This is a genomic window from Peteryoungia desertarenae (assembly GCF_005860795.2).
GTDB lineage: Bacteria > Pseudomonadota > Alphaproteobacteria > Rhizobiales > Rhizobiaceae > Allorhizobium > Allorhizobium desertarenae.
Window position 1 is genome coordinate 500,623 of sequence record NZ_CP058350.1, and the last position, 15,862, is coordinate 516,484.

The 15,862-nt window shown below is 57.4% G+C and carries 13 protein-coding genes; 7 read left to right on the forward strand and 6 right to left on the reverse strand.

The features are described 5' to 3' along the window. Nucleotides 1–5: 5 nt before the first annotated feature. Genes bchL through bchF form a run of 5 tightly spaced genes read right to left on the reverse strand, consistent with a single transcriptional unit; the run spans nucleotide 6 to nucleotide 8,088 of the window. Nucleotides 6–935: a ferredoxin:protochlorophyllide reductase (ATP-dependent) iron-sulfur ATP-binding protein gene (gene bchL / locus FE840_RS02420; protein WP_138288580.1), complete on the reverse strand. Its 930-nt coding sequence runs from the start codon at nucleotides 933–935 to the stop codon at nucleotides 6–8. Next, the gene (locus tag FE840_RS02425) at nucleotides 932–4,705 is read right to left on the reverse strand and encodes a magnesium chelatase subunit H (protein ID WP_138288581.1); all 3,774 of its coding nucleotides are present in this window, start codon (nucleotides 4,703–4,705) and stop codon (nucleotides 932–934) included. The genes bchL and FE840_RS02425 overlap by 4 nt, the downstream gene beginning before the upstream one ends. Beyond that, entirely contained in the window at nucleotides 4,677–6,239 is a 1,563-nt protein-coding gene (gene bchB / locus FE840_RS02430; RefSeq protein WP_138288582.1) for a ferredoxin:protochlorophyllide reductase (ATP-dependent) subunit B, read from the reverse strand. Before bchB ends, FE840_RS02425 begins: the two co-directional genes overlap by 29 nt. Next, nucleotides 6,236–7,540, reverse strand: a complete 1,305-nt coding sequence (locus tag FE840_RS02435; RefSeq protein WP_138288583.1) for a ferredoxin:protochlorophyllide reductase (ATP-dependent) subunit N — start codon at nucleotides 7,538–7,540, stop codon at nucleotides 6,236–6,238. The genes bchB and FE840_RS02435 overlap by 4 nt, the downstream gene beginning before the upstream one ends. After that, nucleotides 7,537–8,088, reverse strand: a complete 552-nt coding sequence (gene bchF, locus FE840_RS02440) for a 2-vinyl bacteriochlorophyllide hydratase (protein ID WP_138288584.1) — start codon at nucleotides 8,086–8,088, stop codon at nucleotides 7,537–7,539. The genes FE840_RS02435 and bchF overlap by 4 nt, the downstream gene beginning before the upstream one ends. A 391-nt stretch (nucleotides 8,089–8,479) precedes the next feature. Here bchF and FE840_RS02445 point away from each other — a divergent pair, with 391 nt between their 5' ends. From FE840_RS02445 to FE840_RS02470, 6 genes are all read left to right on the forward strand, one after another. Continuing rightward, nucleotides 8,480–9,262 carry a cobalamin-binding protein gene (locus FE840_RS02445; RefSeq protein ID WP_138288585.1) on the forward strand — a complete coding sequence of 261 codons (783 nt, stop codon included), beginning with the start codon at nucleotides 8,480–8,482 and terminating at the stop codon, nucleotides 9,260–9,262. Then, nucleotides 9,259–10,701 (forward strand): transcriptional regulator PpsR, encoded by a 1,443-nt coding sequence (gene ppsR / locus FE840_RS02450; protein ID WP_138288586.1) that lies wholly within the window; start codon nucleotides 9,259–9,261, stop codon nucleotides 10,699–10,701. The genes FE840_RS02445 and ppsR overlap by 4 nt, the downstream gene beginning before the upstream one ends. Nucleotides 10,702–10,799: 98 nt before the next feature. Then, entirely contained in the window at nucleotides 10,800–11,723 is a 924-nt protein-coding gene (chlG, locus tag FE840_RS02455) for a chlorophyll synthase ChlG (RefSeq protein WP_138288587.1), read from the forward strand. Between the two features lie 10 nt (nucleotides 11,724–11,733). Next, a complete protein-coding gene (locus FE840_RS02460; RefSeq protein ID WP_138288588.1) occupies nucleotides 11,734–13,116 on the forward strand; it encodes a BCD family MFS transporter in 1,383 nt (460 codons plus the stop codon). Nucleotides 13,117–13,158: 42 nt separating this feature from the next. Next, nucleotides 13,159–14,364 (forward strand): geranylgeranyl diphosphate reductase, encoded by a 1,206-nt coding sequence (locus tag FE840_RS02465; RefSeq protein ID WP_138288589.1) that lies wholly within the window; start codon nucleotides 13,159–13,161, stop codon nucleotides 14,362–14,364. Next, nucleotides 14,361–14,660 (forward strand): hypothetical protein, encoded by a 300-nt coding sequence (locus FE840_RS02470; RefSeq protein ID WP_138288590.1) that lies wholly within the window; start codon nucleotides 14,361–14,363, stop codon nucleotides 14,658–14,660. Before FE840_RS02465 ends, FE840_RS02470 begins: the two co-directional genes overlap by 4 nt. Here the strand turns inward: FE840_RS02470 and FE840_RS02475 are convergent. Then, entirely contained in the window at nucleotides 14,627–15,073 is a 447-nt protein-coding gene (locus tag FE840_RS02475; protein WP_138288591.1) for a TspO/MBR family protein, read from the reverse strand. The two genes, FE840_RS02470 and FE840_RS02475, sit on opposite strands and share 34 nt — an antisense overlap. A gap of 197 nt (nucleotides 15,074–15,270) precedes the next feature. On the opposite strand from FE840_RS02475, the gene FE840_RS02480 reads away from it, so the two are divergent. Continuing rightward, the gene (locus tag FE840_RS02480; RefSeq protein WP_138288592.1) at nucleotides 15,271–15,660 is read left to right on the forward strand and encodes a c-type cytochrome; all 390 of its coding nucleotides are present in this window, start codon (nucleotides 15,271–15,273) and stop codon (nucleotides 15,658–15,660) included. The last annotated feature ends 202 nt before the right edge of the window (nucleotides 15,661–15,862 follow it).

Here is a 15,862-nt window from a genome sequence, read left to right on the forward strand (position 1 = left end):
CTCCCCTATTCGAAGCCGAGAAATTCAAAGATTTCCCGGTCCTTCATCGGTTCGGCCTCGAGTGCCTTGGTCCCGGCCCAAAGCGTTTCTGCGAGCTGCAGATATTCCTTCTGGATGGCGAGGATCTCGGGGCTGTCACCCATCTCGAAAAGAGTACTTTTCTTCAGCCGGCTGAGGCGAACATGGTCGGAGTCCGGCACGTGGGCGAGACGCTTCAGACCGATTGCCTCGTTGTAGCGGTCGATCTGGTCCGTTTCCCGGGAGCGATTGGCAATAACACCCCCTAGCCGGACATCATAGTTCTTCGATTTGGCCCGGATTGCTGCGACAATGCGGTTCATTGCAAAAATGGAATCAAAGTCGTTTGCCGCAACGATGACGGCCCTCTCCGCGTGTTGGAGTGGCGAGGCAAAGCCGCCGCACACCACGTCACCGAGCACGTCGAAGATCACGACATCGGTATCGTCAAGAAGATGATGCTCCTTCAGAAGCTTGACAGTCTGCCCAACGACGTAACCGCCACACCCTGTGCCGGCAGGAGGCCCACCAGCCTCGATACACTGAACGCCATTATAGCCTTCGACCATGTAGTCTTCCGGACGAAGCTCTTCGGTATGGAAATCGACCTTCTCAAGGACGTCGATAACTGTCGGGATCAGGCTCTTGGTCAGCGTAAATGTCGAATCGTGCTTCGGATCACAGCCAATCTGGAGCACACGTTTTCCCAGCTTGGAAAAGGCAACCGAAAGATTGGACGAGGTCGTGGACTTCCCGATGCCACCCTTGCCGTAGATCGCGAAAACCTTGGCACCGTCAATTTCCATGGTCGGGTCGAGATGCACCTGCACGCTGCCGTCACCATCAATCCGCTGGCGAAGCTTTTCGGCGGTGCGGGCATCATGTGCGGCGGTCTTGGGATGCGTAAACACATTCATTGGGCAGCCTCTCTGACCAGCCCTTCGAGCCGGTCTTCCAGTTCTTCGCCAGCCTGTCGCAAGGCTGCGAGCGTCTCTTCATCCGGCTGCCAGTAGTCGCGCTCATGCGCTTCCACGAGGCGTGCCGCCATTCGGGCAGCTGCTGTCGGATTGAGATCGGCCAGACGCTGCCGCATCGCATCGTCGAGCACGAATGTCTCCGTGATCTGCTGATAGATCCAGGGCTCGACCCCCCCCGTCGTCGCCGACCAGCCGAGCGTGTTGGTGACCTGCGTCTCGATCAGACGAACACCTTCATAACCATGCTTGAGCATCCCCTCGAACCATTTCGGATTGAGAGTTCGGGTGCGGGTTTCGAGCGAAACCTGCTCCGACAGCGTGCGAACACGGCCCTCGCCCTGTGTCTGGTCAGAGATGAAGACGGGTAGTGTGCCACCACCTTTTGCCTTCGAGACAGCCTTCGAAAGGCCACCCAGAGTGTCGAAATAGTGCTCGATCGTTGTCACCCCGATCTCGACCGACTCAAGGTTCTGATAAGCCATATCGACTTCGCTCAAGACCGAGTCCAGAACTTCGGCCTGACGGCTCGTCTTGCCCTTGTGATTGATCGCAAAGCTCTTCCGGCTGGTATAGGTATCGGCAATTTCCTCGTCGTCATTCCAGGCCGAAGAGGCAATCAGCATGTTGACATTCGCCCCATAGGCACCGTCCGCATTCGAGAACACCCGATAGGCTGCCGCCTCAAGATCGCAGCCATGAGCTTCGCTATAGGCAAGTGCATGCTTGCGGATGAAGTTCATCTCGACCGGCTCGTCGGCGATCGCCGCAAGATAGCTTGCTTCAGCCAGCATGCTGGCCTGGATCGGCAATAGATCTCTGAAGATCCCAGACAGTGTCATGACCGCATCGATCCGTGGGCGCTTGAGCTCTTCAAGCGGAATGAGGGTGGCGCCACAGACACGGTTATAGGCATCGAGACGTGGCCGGGCACCCATCAGCGCCATGGCCTGAGCAAGAGGCGCTCCACCGGTTTTCAGGTTGTCCGTTCCCCACAAAACCATGGCAACTGTTTCGGGCAGCCGCCCATCGGTTTTCATGTATCGCTCAAGAACCTTCGCTGCCTGCCGCTCACCATCCTGAATGGCAAAGGCGCTGGGGATACCGAAGGGGTCGAAACCATGGATGTTTCGCCCGGTCGGCAGAAGCTCGGGCGTCCTCAACAGGTCACCGGATGGCGAAGGCGGAACGTAGCGCCCGTCTAGCGCGCGCATCAGCCCCTCAAGTTCCTGATTGGCCGACAGTTCGTCATTCAATTTCAGAAGCTTGGCCAAATCCTCCGTCGCGGAAGCAGGCAAAACATGGCGCAAGCGCGCCAGTGCGGATGGATCACCCCCGACGATGATATCGCAATGGGTACGGTCAAACCTGAAATCATCAAGGGCCGGCATGGCGGCGGCAACATGCTCCAGCATGTCGATCCGTTCTGCTGGTCCCATGGCTTGGCCGATGACATGAAGACCATGGGGGATCAGCGTATATTCAAGCTCCGTGATGTCCTGAACGAGTTGGTGGATAAAAGCAGCGTCGGAAAGGCGGTCGCGCCCCTTGCCGAGCTCCAGCTGCTCTGCCTGAACCCCTATGAGTTCCAGTAGTCTTTCCCGTTCGGCAAGATGATCCGGCGCTGTGCTGCGATAGCGATCAAGGCTGGATTTCAACTCGCTCAGACCCTTGTAGAGTCCGGCCTGTGTCACGGGTGGCGTCAGATAGGAGATGAGTGTCGCTGCCGAGCGTCTCTTGGCAATCGTGCCTTCCGAAGGATTGTTGGCAGCATAGAGATAGAAATTCGGCAGAGCGCCAAGAAGCCTGTCCGGCCAGCATGTGCCCGACATGCCAACCTGCTTGCCTGGCATGAATTCAAGCGCACCGTGAGTGCCGAAATGCAAGACCGCATCAGCCCGGTAGCTCTGTTGCAGATAGGTATAGAAGGCACTGAAGGCATGGTTTGGCGCAAACCCACCCTCAAACAACAGCCGCATTGGATCGCCCTCGTATCCGAATGGCGGCTGCAGCGCGACAAGCAGCTTTCCGAACTGCCGGCCGAGAATGAATATGCCGCGACCATTGCTGAGGACGCGACCGGGCGCTGGCCCCCATTGCGTCTCGATCTCGTCCAGATGGCGTTCCTGACGAACGTGGTCGTCAGTCGACACCAGGGCATGAACATTGGCCTCCGTGCCATGCATGGCAGCATTGCCCTGCAAGACCATATGCTTCAAGTCGTCGACACTCTCAGGCACCTCGACATCATAGCCCTCGGCCTTCAGCCGCTTCAGTGTCTCATGCAGACTTTCGAAGACAGAGAGGAAAGCGGCCGTGCCGATGCTGCCGCTGTTTGGCGGGAAGTTGAACAGTGTTACCGCCAGCCGACGATCAAACCTTTGGCGACGGCGCAGATCGACCATGGCTGCAACTCGGTCCACGAGCAGGTTCACCCGCTCATCATCCGGATGCATGCAGGCGCGCCCACTGGGGCACTGGGTAAGTTGCCGCGAACAGATGCAGGGTTTGGCACGACCGTCGTCGTCGGACCGACCGCCAAACACCATGGATCCGATAGCTCCATCCAGTTCCGGTATGGCGACCATCAGTGTGGTCTCGATCGGCGTCAGCCCCTGGGTGGAGGCCTGCCAGGCTTGTTTCGATTGAAACTCCGTTACAAAGGCCGAGAAATAGGGAACATCAAGCTTCTCCAGAGCGCCAGCAGCAGCGGCTGCATCGCTGTAAGCCGGTCCACCGACCAGTGAGAACCCGGTCAGCGAGCATAACGCATCGATCCGCGTACCGCTTGGCCCGCCACTGAGGAAACGATCTATGGCCCCCCGCATGTCGAGACCGCTGCAGAAGACCGGCACGACATTGAAACCGCGCGCCTCTATTGCGGAAATCACACGGTCATAGTGCCCCGTATCACCCGACAGTACATAAGTCCGCATCAGGAGAAGACCGATGGTACCACGCGCTGAGGCAGAAAGGTCGAGATCCTGAAGCCTTGTCATCACACGCGGGGTGAGACGTGGATGGTAGATCCCGATCTCTGGATATTCTACGGGGTCAGCGGGCTTCACCTGACCGGTCAGCGGCTTGCGGTCACCCTTGGCATACTTGGAAACGAGAAGGCGCACCATGTTGGCGATATTCTCGTCGGAGGCGGCAATCCGGTATTGCAGGGTCAGGAAGTAATTTCGTACATCCTGCGCAGTGCCGGGAATGAACCGGAGAAGCTGTGGCAGACGCCGAAGCATCGCCAACTGCCGTTCACCGGCGGTCTTGCCGTTATCGCGCCCACCACGGGAACTGTTACCACGCAACTTCTTCAAAAGAGCAAGAGGCCCCTTCTGCTCCTCGCTCATCCGGAAGCGACCCATGGTCGTGAACTTCATGATCGTACCGGCTGACATGCAGCAGACCATGGCATCACATGCGCGATGCCTGGCTTCCAGTGCATCGGCAATGGCGCGCACATGCTCTTCGACGAAAATCATCGAAACGATGATGATATCACCTTCTGCAATGGCAGCACGGCACCGGGCCAGTTTTTCGCTGCTCTCGCTCCAGTCGGTCGCGGCATGAACGCTGAGCGTCAGACCGGGCAGATCCTTGGCAAGGGCCTTGCGGGCATCATCGACAGCCGCGACAATATGATTGTCGAGCGTGATGAAGACCACCCGAACCGGGGTGGCGTCAGCGGGCGAAATGGGCTTTCGCGTCATATAACGTCTCCACGGTAATGGGGTTAATGCCACGATCGGCGGCGAATGCTTCCGTGTTGCGCCGGGCCTTGCCGCGCACGAAAAACGGGATCTTCTTCAGTTCTTTCTCGGCGTCCGAGGTCCAGCTTGCGTCTTCAACCAAATCAGCGACTGTTGATGCTGACGTGGAGGCGACGACACTGAGGGCAGCGGGCGCCGCCCCATCAGCATGGAGATGCGAGGCAGAAGCATTGTCGTGAAACTCAAAATCATCCCGGAACATCGACAGAAGATGCTCCTCAAGACCCATCATGAGGGGGTGGACCCAGCTGTCGAAAATGACATTGGCCCCTTCGAAACCCATCTGCGGTGAGTAGCGCGCGGGAAAATCCTGGACGTGGACGGGTGACGAGATCACGGCACAGGGGACACGCAGACGCTTGGCGATATGCCGCTCCATCTGGGTTCCGAGAACCAGCTCCGGACGCGCATCAATGATTGCCTGCTCGACCTCAAGATGGTCGTCGCTGATCAGCGGCTCGACACCATATTCGAGTGCGGCAGCCCGCACATCACGGGCAAATTCGCGCATATAGGTTCCAAGCCCGCAAACCTTGAATCCGAGTTCACGCGAGGCGATGCGGGCAGCCGCAATTGCATGGGTCGCATCACCAAAGATGAAAACCCGCTTGTTGGTCAGATAGTTGCTATCGACAGACTTGGTATACCAGGTCAGACGGTCAGTCCCGCCCAGGGAGGCATCGCCATGATCCGACGCCTCAAGACCGGCCATTTGCCGCACATCCGCCAGGAACTGGCGGGTCGCACCAACACCGATCGGGACCGTCGAGACGAAAGGCATGCCATAGGTCTTCTGCAGCCAGCGTGCCGTGACATCTGCAATCTCGGGATAAAGCACGATGTTGAAGGCCGCATCCGGTAAACGCGAAAGATCTATTGGGCTCGCACCAAGCGGTGCCACAACGCGAATATCAATGCCGATGCCTTTCAGCAATGCCACGATTTCGGTGATGTCATCGCGATTGCGAAAGCCGAGCGAGGTGGGACCCAGGATGTTGCAACTGTTCGGCGCAATATCCGTGGCTCGCTGTCCGTGTCCGGCAAAGCTCCGGACCAGCCGGTAAAAGGTCTCGGCAGCGCCCCAGGTCTCTTTCTTCTGATAGGAAGGCAGCTCCAACGGGACAACAGGCACGCTAATGTCCAGCGTGCGTGACAATCCACCCGGATCATCCTGCAGCAGTTCAGCCGTGCATGACGATCCCACAAGCAGCGCTTCCGGTTTGAAGCGCAGGACCGCTTCTTGGCAGGCGGACTTGAAGATATCAGCGGTGGACCCTGAGAGATCGCGGGCCTGGAAGGTCGTATAGGTCACCGGCGGTCGCGACTGGCGACGCTCGATCATGGTGAAGAGAAGGTCTGCATAGGTATCGCCCTGCGGCGCATGTAGGACGTAGTGCACACCTTTCATTGAGGCTGCGACACGCATTGCGCCGACATGGGGAGGGCCCTCATATGTCCACATCGTGAGCTTCATGGACGCCCCCCGCCAAAACTGCGTGATCCCTCGGCAAGGATCGCATTGCGCATGAGGGGCCGCGCGAAAAGCTCGGCCAGGTCACCGGCCTGCTCATAGCCCTGGATGGGTGTGAAGGCGAATTCAATCGACCATTTCGTAACGCGCCCCTCAGCCTCAAACGGATTGGCAAGGCCCATCCCGCAGACGATCAGGTCAGGATTGGCCGCCCTGCAACGATCAATCTGAACTTCGACATCCTGACCTTCGGAAACCGAAACCCCAACAGGCAACAAGGCAAACTCACCGGCGACATGCTCCCGATGCAGATAGGGGCTGCCAATCTCAATAATTTCAGCGCCGGCCTCGCGGCAGAGATAGCGCGCGAGCGATGGCTCAAGCTGTGAATCAGGAAAGAGAAAGACACTCCGTCCCTCAAGCATGGGACGATAGTGGCTAATGGCCTGCCGCGCGCGCTGGCGGGGACCGCTTGTCACCGTGTCGAAAAGCGTTTCGGAAACGCCAAAGCTTTGGGCAATGGCCCGAAGCCATTCAGTTGTCCCCTCCTCGCCAAGCGGGAAAATGGCGTTGATACGAGTGGCACCGAGCGCTTCGAGTGCAGCGGCGGTTGCGCCAAGATAAGGCTGCGCCAGGATGTAGCGTGTCTTGGGACCGATGCGTGGTACGCCATCACTCTGGCGACCGGGCAGGAAGCAGAAATTCTCAACGCCCATGGCAGTGAGAAGCCGGCTGAACTGATCCTCCACCACATCCGCCAGACAACCTGCAATCACAAGGTCGCAGGCTTTGTCTTGAGCCGAATTGGCTGCGTTATCTGCAACCAGGGCAGCAAGAAAATTGTCCTCGCCTTGCGTGAACGTCGTCTCGATACCACTGCCGGAGTAGCTGATCACCCGATGCTTTGGCGCGAGCCTGTGATTGAGGCGCTCCGCCGCGCGCTGAAGATCAAGCTTGATGACCTCGGACGGGCAGGAACCCACCAGCACAAGCATCCTGATGTCCGGACGACGTTGCAGCAGTTTCTCCACAACCCCATCAAGCTCATCATGCATATCGGCCATGCCAGCCAGATCCCGCTCTTCCATGATCGCCGTCGCAAAACGGGGTTCGGAAAAGATCATGACGCCGGCAGCGGACTGGATGAGATGGGCACACGTCCTCGAACCGACAACCAGGAAAAAGGCATCCTGCATCTTCCGATGCAGCCAGATGATTGATGTCAGGCCACAAAAGACTTCGTGCTGTCCGCGCTGACGAATAGTGGCAACAGGCGCGCAGGGCGTGGGGCTGGTCTGGTTCATGCCGCACCTCCCGCCAAGGTCGATTGGTGCGATGCAGGACTGGGCGAAACCGGATTTGATTGACGCGCGGCATGATCAAGGCGCGCCATTCGAAGTTTCCAGAGGAATTGTGCGGCATTGACAATGTATGCCGCATAAGCCGCGAGCGCGACGAGCATGAGGCTCTGCGATGTCAGCGATCCTGCATAAAGCGCCAGGAGATAGGCGGTGTGCAGCGCCAGAACGAGCATCGAGAAGACATCCTCCCAGAAGAAGGGACGTGCGAACAGGTAGCAACCGAAGACCTTCTTCTCCCAGATCGACCCGGTGATCATGATGGCATAGAGGGTCAGCGTCTTGACAACGACAGACCATTCAGCCGCCCAAAGACCCTGCCCATTCCAGAGATATCGAAGGATGAGAGCGAGGCTGATCAGGAAAACGATAAACTGGACGGGAGCCAGAATACCCTGGACAAGTGTCCACGGGCTCTCATCACGCCTCCTGCGTTCCTCTTCGCTATAGAGGACGAAGGCACTCTTTGCATGATCTGTCTGGCCCGATTGCATTCCATCTCTCTCCCGAACGGATCCCGCAGGGCTACCAGGATGAGGAAGAGTAACTCCCGTTTTGCAAAAGTGTCAACTTTAATTGACGTATATTCTTGTTTACATATTGAAGGTCAGGAGTCATTGTAGCGATGCTAGCCGGCGCACCGAGGCTCCGCCAAACCGCACCGCTGAGCACTACACTTGCTCGTTTTCGGTGAGGGGGGCGTAACGCGCGGTGACCATGGACAGATTGTCTCAACAAGTTAGTGACCTTGATCGCCTTCCATCCGCTCACGGCAACAGTCGAAGCGTCGGAGAAACGGCCCTTGCACATCCGGCAAGCACTGCATATCTAGGGGGCTCGGAACTCGACCTACTTCGACGCATCATCCAAGGAACGGTCGCGCCCATGGCCGCCGCGAAGCTGTCATCTCGGTATGAAATCGGGCTTGAATTCGATCCCGCCTATGATGCTGCCTTGAAGACATTTCGTGAAATGGTGATCAAGAGCACGACGCGTCTGGGCACGCTTTTAGGTTTCCTGGAAGCAGATCTGCCTCCCGGCAGGCCGCCCTATTTCAAGGTTCTCTTCATTGAGGCGACAGCCCGACAGCTCGGACAGCAATGGGCTCTTGATCGCTGCGACTTCATCGACGTTACTATCGGTTCAGCGAAGCTACAGGAGGTCATTCTGTCGCTGTCGTTCGAGATGAGACTTGTCAACCCGACCCCTTCAACGCCTTTCGCAGCGATACTGACGCCGCCCGGTGAACAGCACACTCTCATGCCTCATCTCCTCGGTCTGCTCTTCGATACGCTGGAATGGGAGCGTCACGTCCTGGAGCCGAATGAATTTGGCGATCCGATATTTGCTACCACTGTTGATCAAGCAGATGTCGCTTGTATCGGCTGGAGCAATTCGGAATTGAGCGATGAATTACGTACGCTTGTGGCGAAGATCAGATTGCAGCGCAAGGATCGAAAACTTCCCTTTATAGTTGGAGGGGCAGCGGCACTCGATTCCATTGATTTCCTTGTAGGATTGGGCATTGACTGCGTATGCGACAGTGTTTACTCAGCAGCGAAAACCTGCGAAAACTACTATGAATTACAAAGAATCAGCCGGAAGGCTCATGCGGGCGGTCAAACTGCAGTGATAAAAACCAACGGAATTGATTGGCTCACCCCATGAAGCCCCTTAACGGTCACAGCGGGACGGAACGTTTCAAGCTGGTTGCGAGCCTTTTTCAGACACTAGACCTGGATACGATCGGCAATTTGGTCGGTCTTGGCGCCGACATCGTCATGCTTGTTGACGATCATGACGTGGTAGCCCGCATCTTCTTTGCAGATCGCAGCTTGGAACTCTACGGTCTCGGGTCAGCCGTGGGCAAACCGCTGCGATCGCTGGTAACGATGGAATCGGCGCAGAAAATTGATTCCATGCTGTCGCGGGACCCGGATCACCACCACCCTGCGAAAGGCTATCAGGTCAATCACAGATGCGACGGGAAACCCGACCTGCCGGTGGTGTACACGGCCCATTCAGGCAAAGACTTTCCCTATACTCTGGTTGTGGGGCGCGACCTGCGTCAGCAGATGCAGGATCAGCAGCGCCTGGTCGAAACCCAGATGGAGCTGGAAGCCGATTATCGGGAACTGCAGGAGGCTGAAACCCGCTACCGCACTGCATTTAAAGTCTCGGCAATCCCCCATCTGATGCTGGATGGCGAAAAGAAGATCGTCCTGGATGCAAATGCGGCTGCGATCTCGCTGCTCTCAAACGGCAACAGTATTTCTGGCAAAGCAGTCCGCGAACTTTTTCACAAGCAGGACAGAGATCGCCTGATCGACTCTCTGGGCGAAGCGCGCCACAGCGGCAGCACCATCCAGGTGGATGACCTCAGGGGATTGAAAGGCGATCGGCTCTCTGCAAGCCTGCGCTCCTATCGCGAAAACGGCGTCACCAATCTTATCCTCTCTGTCTGGCCGGCCGGCGACAAGCAAAACGGGGTTGCCCACCGGGTTGAGAAACCGGTCATATCAAGCGCCGTCAGTCTGGCAGATTTGCCGGAAGCCGCATTGCAGACTGACCAGGATGGACAGGTTCTCGCCGCCAACACGCTCTTCCTTGACCTCATTCATGCGCCTGCCCTGAGCCAGGTCGTAGGTCGCAATGTCAGCAGCTGGTTTGCCAAGTCAGCAATCGACATGCGGGTGCTTTACGCGCGCGTTCTGGACGAACGCACGGTACGCAGCTTCTCTTCGATTCTTACAGACAATTTGTCCGGTGAACGTTCCGTCTCCGTGTCGGCACGCCTCAATCCTGACAACGGTTCCGTGCAGCTGATCATCATTCCGCAAGGCGCAGGCACAGAGCGCATTGCGCTCCAACCATCGAATGTTCCAGATCAAGCGGAAGGCTTTGCAAATCTCGTTGGAAAGGTTCCACTGAAGGATCTGATCCGCGAATCTCTGGATGTTATCGAGAAGATTTGCATCGAAGCGGCGCTCGACCAGACAAACAACAACCGAGCCTATGCGGCAGAGATCCTGGGGCTCTCCAGGCAAAGCCTCTACATCAAGCTTCGCCGCCATGGCCTGGAGGATTACCGCCCCGGCACTTCCTGATCGACAGCGCGCCTGACACCTTGTCAATCCACGTTGACATGGCGTCCTGAGTGTCAATTTTAATTGACACTCATCTCATGCAGGCATAGCATCGCGTCATGTCTTCGATACGCACCCATTTGGAGCTTGCAGGCTGGCCCTCGCCGGGCGCTGTTCTTGCTTTGCTGAAGCCGATTACCTGGTTTCCACCAATGTGGGCTTATGCATGCGGAGCCATAGCCGTCGGCAGTTACATCGACGGTCGACTACTTCAGGTTCTGCTCGGAATCCTGCTTGCCGGCCCGCTTCTATGCGGCACCAGTCAGGCAGTCAATGACTGGTTCGATCGCGATGTAGACGCCATCAATGAACCGCATCGCGTCATCCCCTCCGGACGCGTGCCTGGTCAATGGGGCCTCCGCATCGCGATCGGCATGTCGTGCTTATCCCTCGCCGTTGCGTCGCTTCTCGGCTCCCTTGTACTGCTGGCTGCCGTTCTGGGCCTTGCATTGGCCTGGGGCTATAGCGCCCCGCCCTTCCGCTTCAAACAAAATGGCTGGATCGGCAACGGTGTCGTCGGCTTGAGTTACGAGACCCTGCCCTGGTTGACCGCTGCCGCAGCGATCCTTGGATCGACCCCTTCCTGGCAACTGACGTTAATCGCTCTGCTCTACGGAATAGGTGCCCACGGTATTCTGACCCTGAATGACTTCAAGGCAATCAAGGGTGATCGCGAGCTCGGGATCATGACGCTGCCGGTGCAACATGGCGCCCTACCGGCTGCCATCATTGCCTGCCTCGTCATGGCGCTGCCGCAGGCGGCGATTCTCGCGCTCCTCTTTGCGTGGAGCGCCCCCTATCACGCATTCGCTGTCAGTGCCCTCCTGACCCTGCAAATCATCTGCATGGTCCGTTTCGTTCGCGATCCTGTTCGCTATGCGGTCTGGTATTCCGCAATCGGGGTCGCACTCTATGTGAGCGGCATGATGGTCTCTGCCTTTGCACTGCGAGCAATGACAGCACCTTTTGCCATGCAGCTCTGAGGATAGGGCAATGCACCGAACAAGAGCCATCCCAGGTCCCGGCGATATCAATTCACAAGGGCTCGGCTGGCTCTCCATTGTCCGGCTGGGCCTTATTCAAGCGGCCTTGGGCGCGATCGTCGTTTTGACGACCTCGACGCTCAATCGTGTGATGGTCGTCGAACTCGGACTTGCCGCCATGATCCCCGGCATGCTGGTTGGCATTCACTATGCGGTTCAGATATCCCGACCCGTCTGGGGTCATTGGTCAGACACAGGCGGATCGCGCACTCTCTGGATCCTTGGAGGACTTGCTCTCCTTGCCGCTGCCGGCACAGGGGCCGCCTCGACCACTCTCGTCTTCGAACAGAATTTCACCTTGGGTCTCAGCTTGGCGATCCTCGCTTACATCCTGATCGGCATCGGCATCGGCGCCTGTGGCACTTCGCTTCTCACGCTGATTGCGATCAAGACCGCACCGGAACGCAGAGCCGCCGCAGCAACCATTACCTGGATGATGATGATAGCCGGGATTGTGGTGAGTTCGGTTGTGACCGGTCTCAATCTGGACCCTTACTCGCATGGCCGTCTTGTCGCAGTGACCGCCATAACAGGGGTCGTCGTCTGGACCATCGCAGCGATGGCTATCCGCGGGATAGAGAATAGACCTTCCTTCGAAGTCCGAGCGGATCGCAACAAGGCAACAAGCTTTCGCGAGAGTCTGGATGAAGTTTGGAGTGATGGAGAAGCCAGGCTTTTCACACTGTTCATTCTGGTCTCGATGCTTGCCTATGCGACACAGGATCTGATCCTTGAACCATTTGCCGGGCTGTTGTTCGACATGACACCGGGAGAGACAACGCGTCTGTCGGGTACGCAGCACGCCGGCATTCTACTTGGGATGGCGATGGTCGGCCTGTGCAGCACCCTTTTCGGAAGACGTTATCCGGGGCTCCCGAAACTGATAATCGCTCTGGGTTGCCTTGGCTCCGCCATGGCACTCGCAGCCCTTTCGATTTCAGCTTTCTTTGCGCCGGTGTGGCCGCTGCAGATCAACGTCTTTCTGCTCGGCGCCATGAATGGCGCATTTGCCGTTGCGGCAATTGGCACCATGATGCTGCTCGCGAGCAATGGCGCCAGTGCAAATGAAGGGATGCGCATGGGCGTATGGGGCGCAGCCCAGGCAATCTCCTTTGGCCTTGGCGGGGTTCTGGGGACCGTCCTGCTGGATCTTGGACGCCTCCTGCTTGGAGACAATCGAGAAGCATTCGCGCTGGTTTTCGGGTTCGAAGCCCTTCTCTTCCTGCTTTCAAGCCTGATTGCACTACGGATCACCGCGCACAAGAAACGCCTGAAAACTGACAATTTGCAGATATCGTTGAATGGACAGACCGCTCCGGCACCGGCCGAATGATGGCCAAGCCAGCACTGAAAAATGATTGAGGAGGAGCATGCCATGCAGTCACTTTTCGATGTTGCGGTCATCGGCGGCGGCCCAAGCGGGGCGATCGCGGCCGAATGTCTGTCCAGGACCGGGCACCACGTTTTGCTTGTTGACCCTGACAACCGCATAAAGCCCTGCGGCGGAGCAATACCGTCGCGGGCCTTGCGGGATTTTTCGATCCCTGAACACATGCTTGTGGCTCGGGCAAACGCCGCGCGCATAATCGCGCCTTCCGGCAAAACGGTGGAGATGAGAATTGGTGATATCGGCTTCGTCGGAATGGTCGATCGCGCCACGTTCGACCCGTACCTGAGGGCGCGCGCCGAAACAGCGGGAGCAACCTATTTCAGAGGCAGGCTTGAAGACCTGGAGCAGCAGGAAGACGGAACTGTTGCGTTGACGCTTCAGAAGACGGGCCAACGGGACAGTACTACGGCAACCAGGCTGGCCGCACGAATTGTCATCGGCGCCGATGGGGCGAACTCGGTCGTGCGCCGCCTTTCCTTTTCGAAGGGAAAGAAGCCGCCTTATGTCTTCGCCTATCATGAGATCGTTGAAAGCCCCAAAGAGACAATCGCTAACGGGTTCGAGCCGGATCGCTGCGACGTGATATATGACGGTCGCATCTCACCTGACTTCTACGGATGGGTCTTTCCCCATGGCGAATTGACATCCGTTGGATGTGGCTCCGCATCGAAGGGGCACAATCTGCGGCAGGCCACCGGAGACTTGCGTCTCGCAGCCGGTTTGGGCGAGGCGCGCACGGTCAGGCGGGAAGGAGCGCCACTTCCATTGAAGCCCATGCGGCGATGGGACAATGGACGCAATGTTCTGCTCATCGGCGACGCCGCAGGAACCGTCGCTCCATCATCGGGTGAAGGTATCTTCTATGCCATGCTCTGCGGGCAGCTCGCAGCCGATACAGTGGCAACTTGCCTTGCGACAGGAGATACGCGCGCCCTCAAGGAGACGAGACGCCGCTTCATGCGTGATCATGGCAAGGTATTCCTGATCCTCGGCATCATGCAGGCTGTCTGGTATCGGAGTGACCGCATGCGCGAAAAATTCGTTGCCATGTGCGCAGACCCCGATGTTCAGCGTCTCACCTGGGAATCTTATCTCAACAAGCGATTGGTCAAGCGCGATCCCTACGCACATCTTAGAGTTTTCATCAAGGATCTGAGACAATTGGTCGGCTTGCCCGCGAGACAGCAATGAGTTTTGTGATTTATCTTTTCCAGTCCGGCTGGATTGCTGTCATTGCCCTTGTCATTCTCTGGGCCGAAATCGCCTTGCTCTCGGTCGCCTCCGCCGCCCCCCGGAAGCGCTTCATGCTGCTTCTACCGAACACCCTGTCGGGCAGTTGTCTTCTGGTCGCCCTTGGCCTTGCTCTGACCGACGGCAATCTATTCGTGATCGCGGCTTTTCTCGGAGGCTCGCTCCTCAGCCACGCCGTCGACGTCGCAAGCCGATTGGCAGGTCACGCCTCGGGGTTCAAACGCCAGACGGAGTGATTGAGCATGGCGGCCGTGGTGACCCATAACAGATAAGGAATGAACAGGAGCGAAGCCATTGGCACAGACGACCAGGCGGTCACGATGAACCCGACGACGGACAGCCACAAGACACTGACATCTGCGAATGCGAGATCCATACGCCGGAGCCCAAAGAACAGCCAGGACCATGCGGCATTGACCACGATCTGGATACCCCAGAACAGGAGCGGCATAGACCAGCCGCCCTCCTGCCAGACCAGCCAGCCAGCGTAACCAATCATCAGATAGAGAAGTGTCCAGACAACAGGAAAAGCCCAATTCGGGGGCGTCCAGGATGGTTTCTTGAGGCCGGCATACCAATCGCCTGGCTTGAACAGCGCTCCACTCGATGCCGCAGCAAGCACTATGACGGTGAAGATGACGGCAGCCATTGCGATCTCCTGTTTGGTTGCGATTGCCGAAGGAGACTACACACTTGCTAGATGCTGCAAAAGCAAAAGGGAGTACTTGCTGAAAATGGGGATGCCGAATTCGGAATGAACCCGAAACCAGCGCCCGGAAAGATTGCTTGAAGAAGAAGTCTCTTGCTCTATGTTCAACTCATCAACGATCCTATGGGAGGATGAAAATGCCGAAAATGACTGCTGCCTACGCACTTGCCGCATTGTTCCTGGTTCCGTCCATGGCCATGGCGCAGGAGGGCGATGTCGCCGCTGGCGAACAGGTATTCAAGAAGTGTTCCGCCTGTCACAATGTGGAAACCGACAAGAACAAGGTAGGGCCACACCTGCAGAATGTGTTTGGACGTCAGCCTGGCGCACTTGAAGGGTTCAAGTACTCCAATGCAATGGTTGCGTTCGGAGAAGGCAAGGTCTGGGACGATGCCTTGATGACCGAATATCTCGCCAATCCGCGCGGCGTGGTGAAGGGAACCCGAATGGCCTTTGCCGGCCTTAAGGACGAAAAGGAACTTGCAGACGTCATCGCCTATCTCAAGCAGTTCAGCACGGCACAGTAAATGACCCCTTGCCGGAATTCTCGCTTGGCAGAAGTGTCAACTTGGATTCCGGCAAAAGTGTAAAAAGAAGTTTACAGATCGCGACACTTCCCTGATTATGTGAAAGCAAAGCCAATTGCCAGCCGATCCCACACAGACCCTATCGGTCGTGTGTAAGCCAAGGGAAACCAAAGCTATCGAATGGCACGTTGGGCTCATGCGC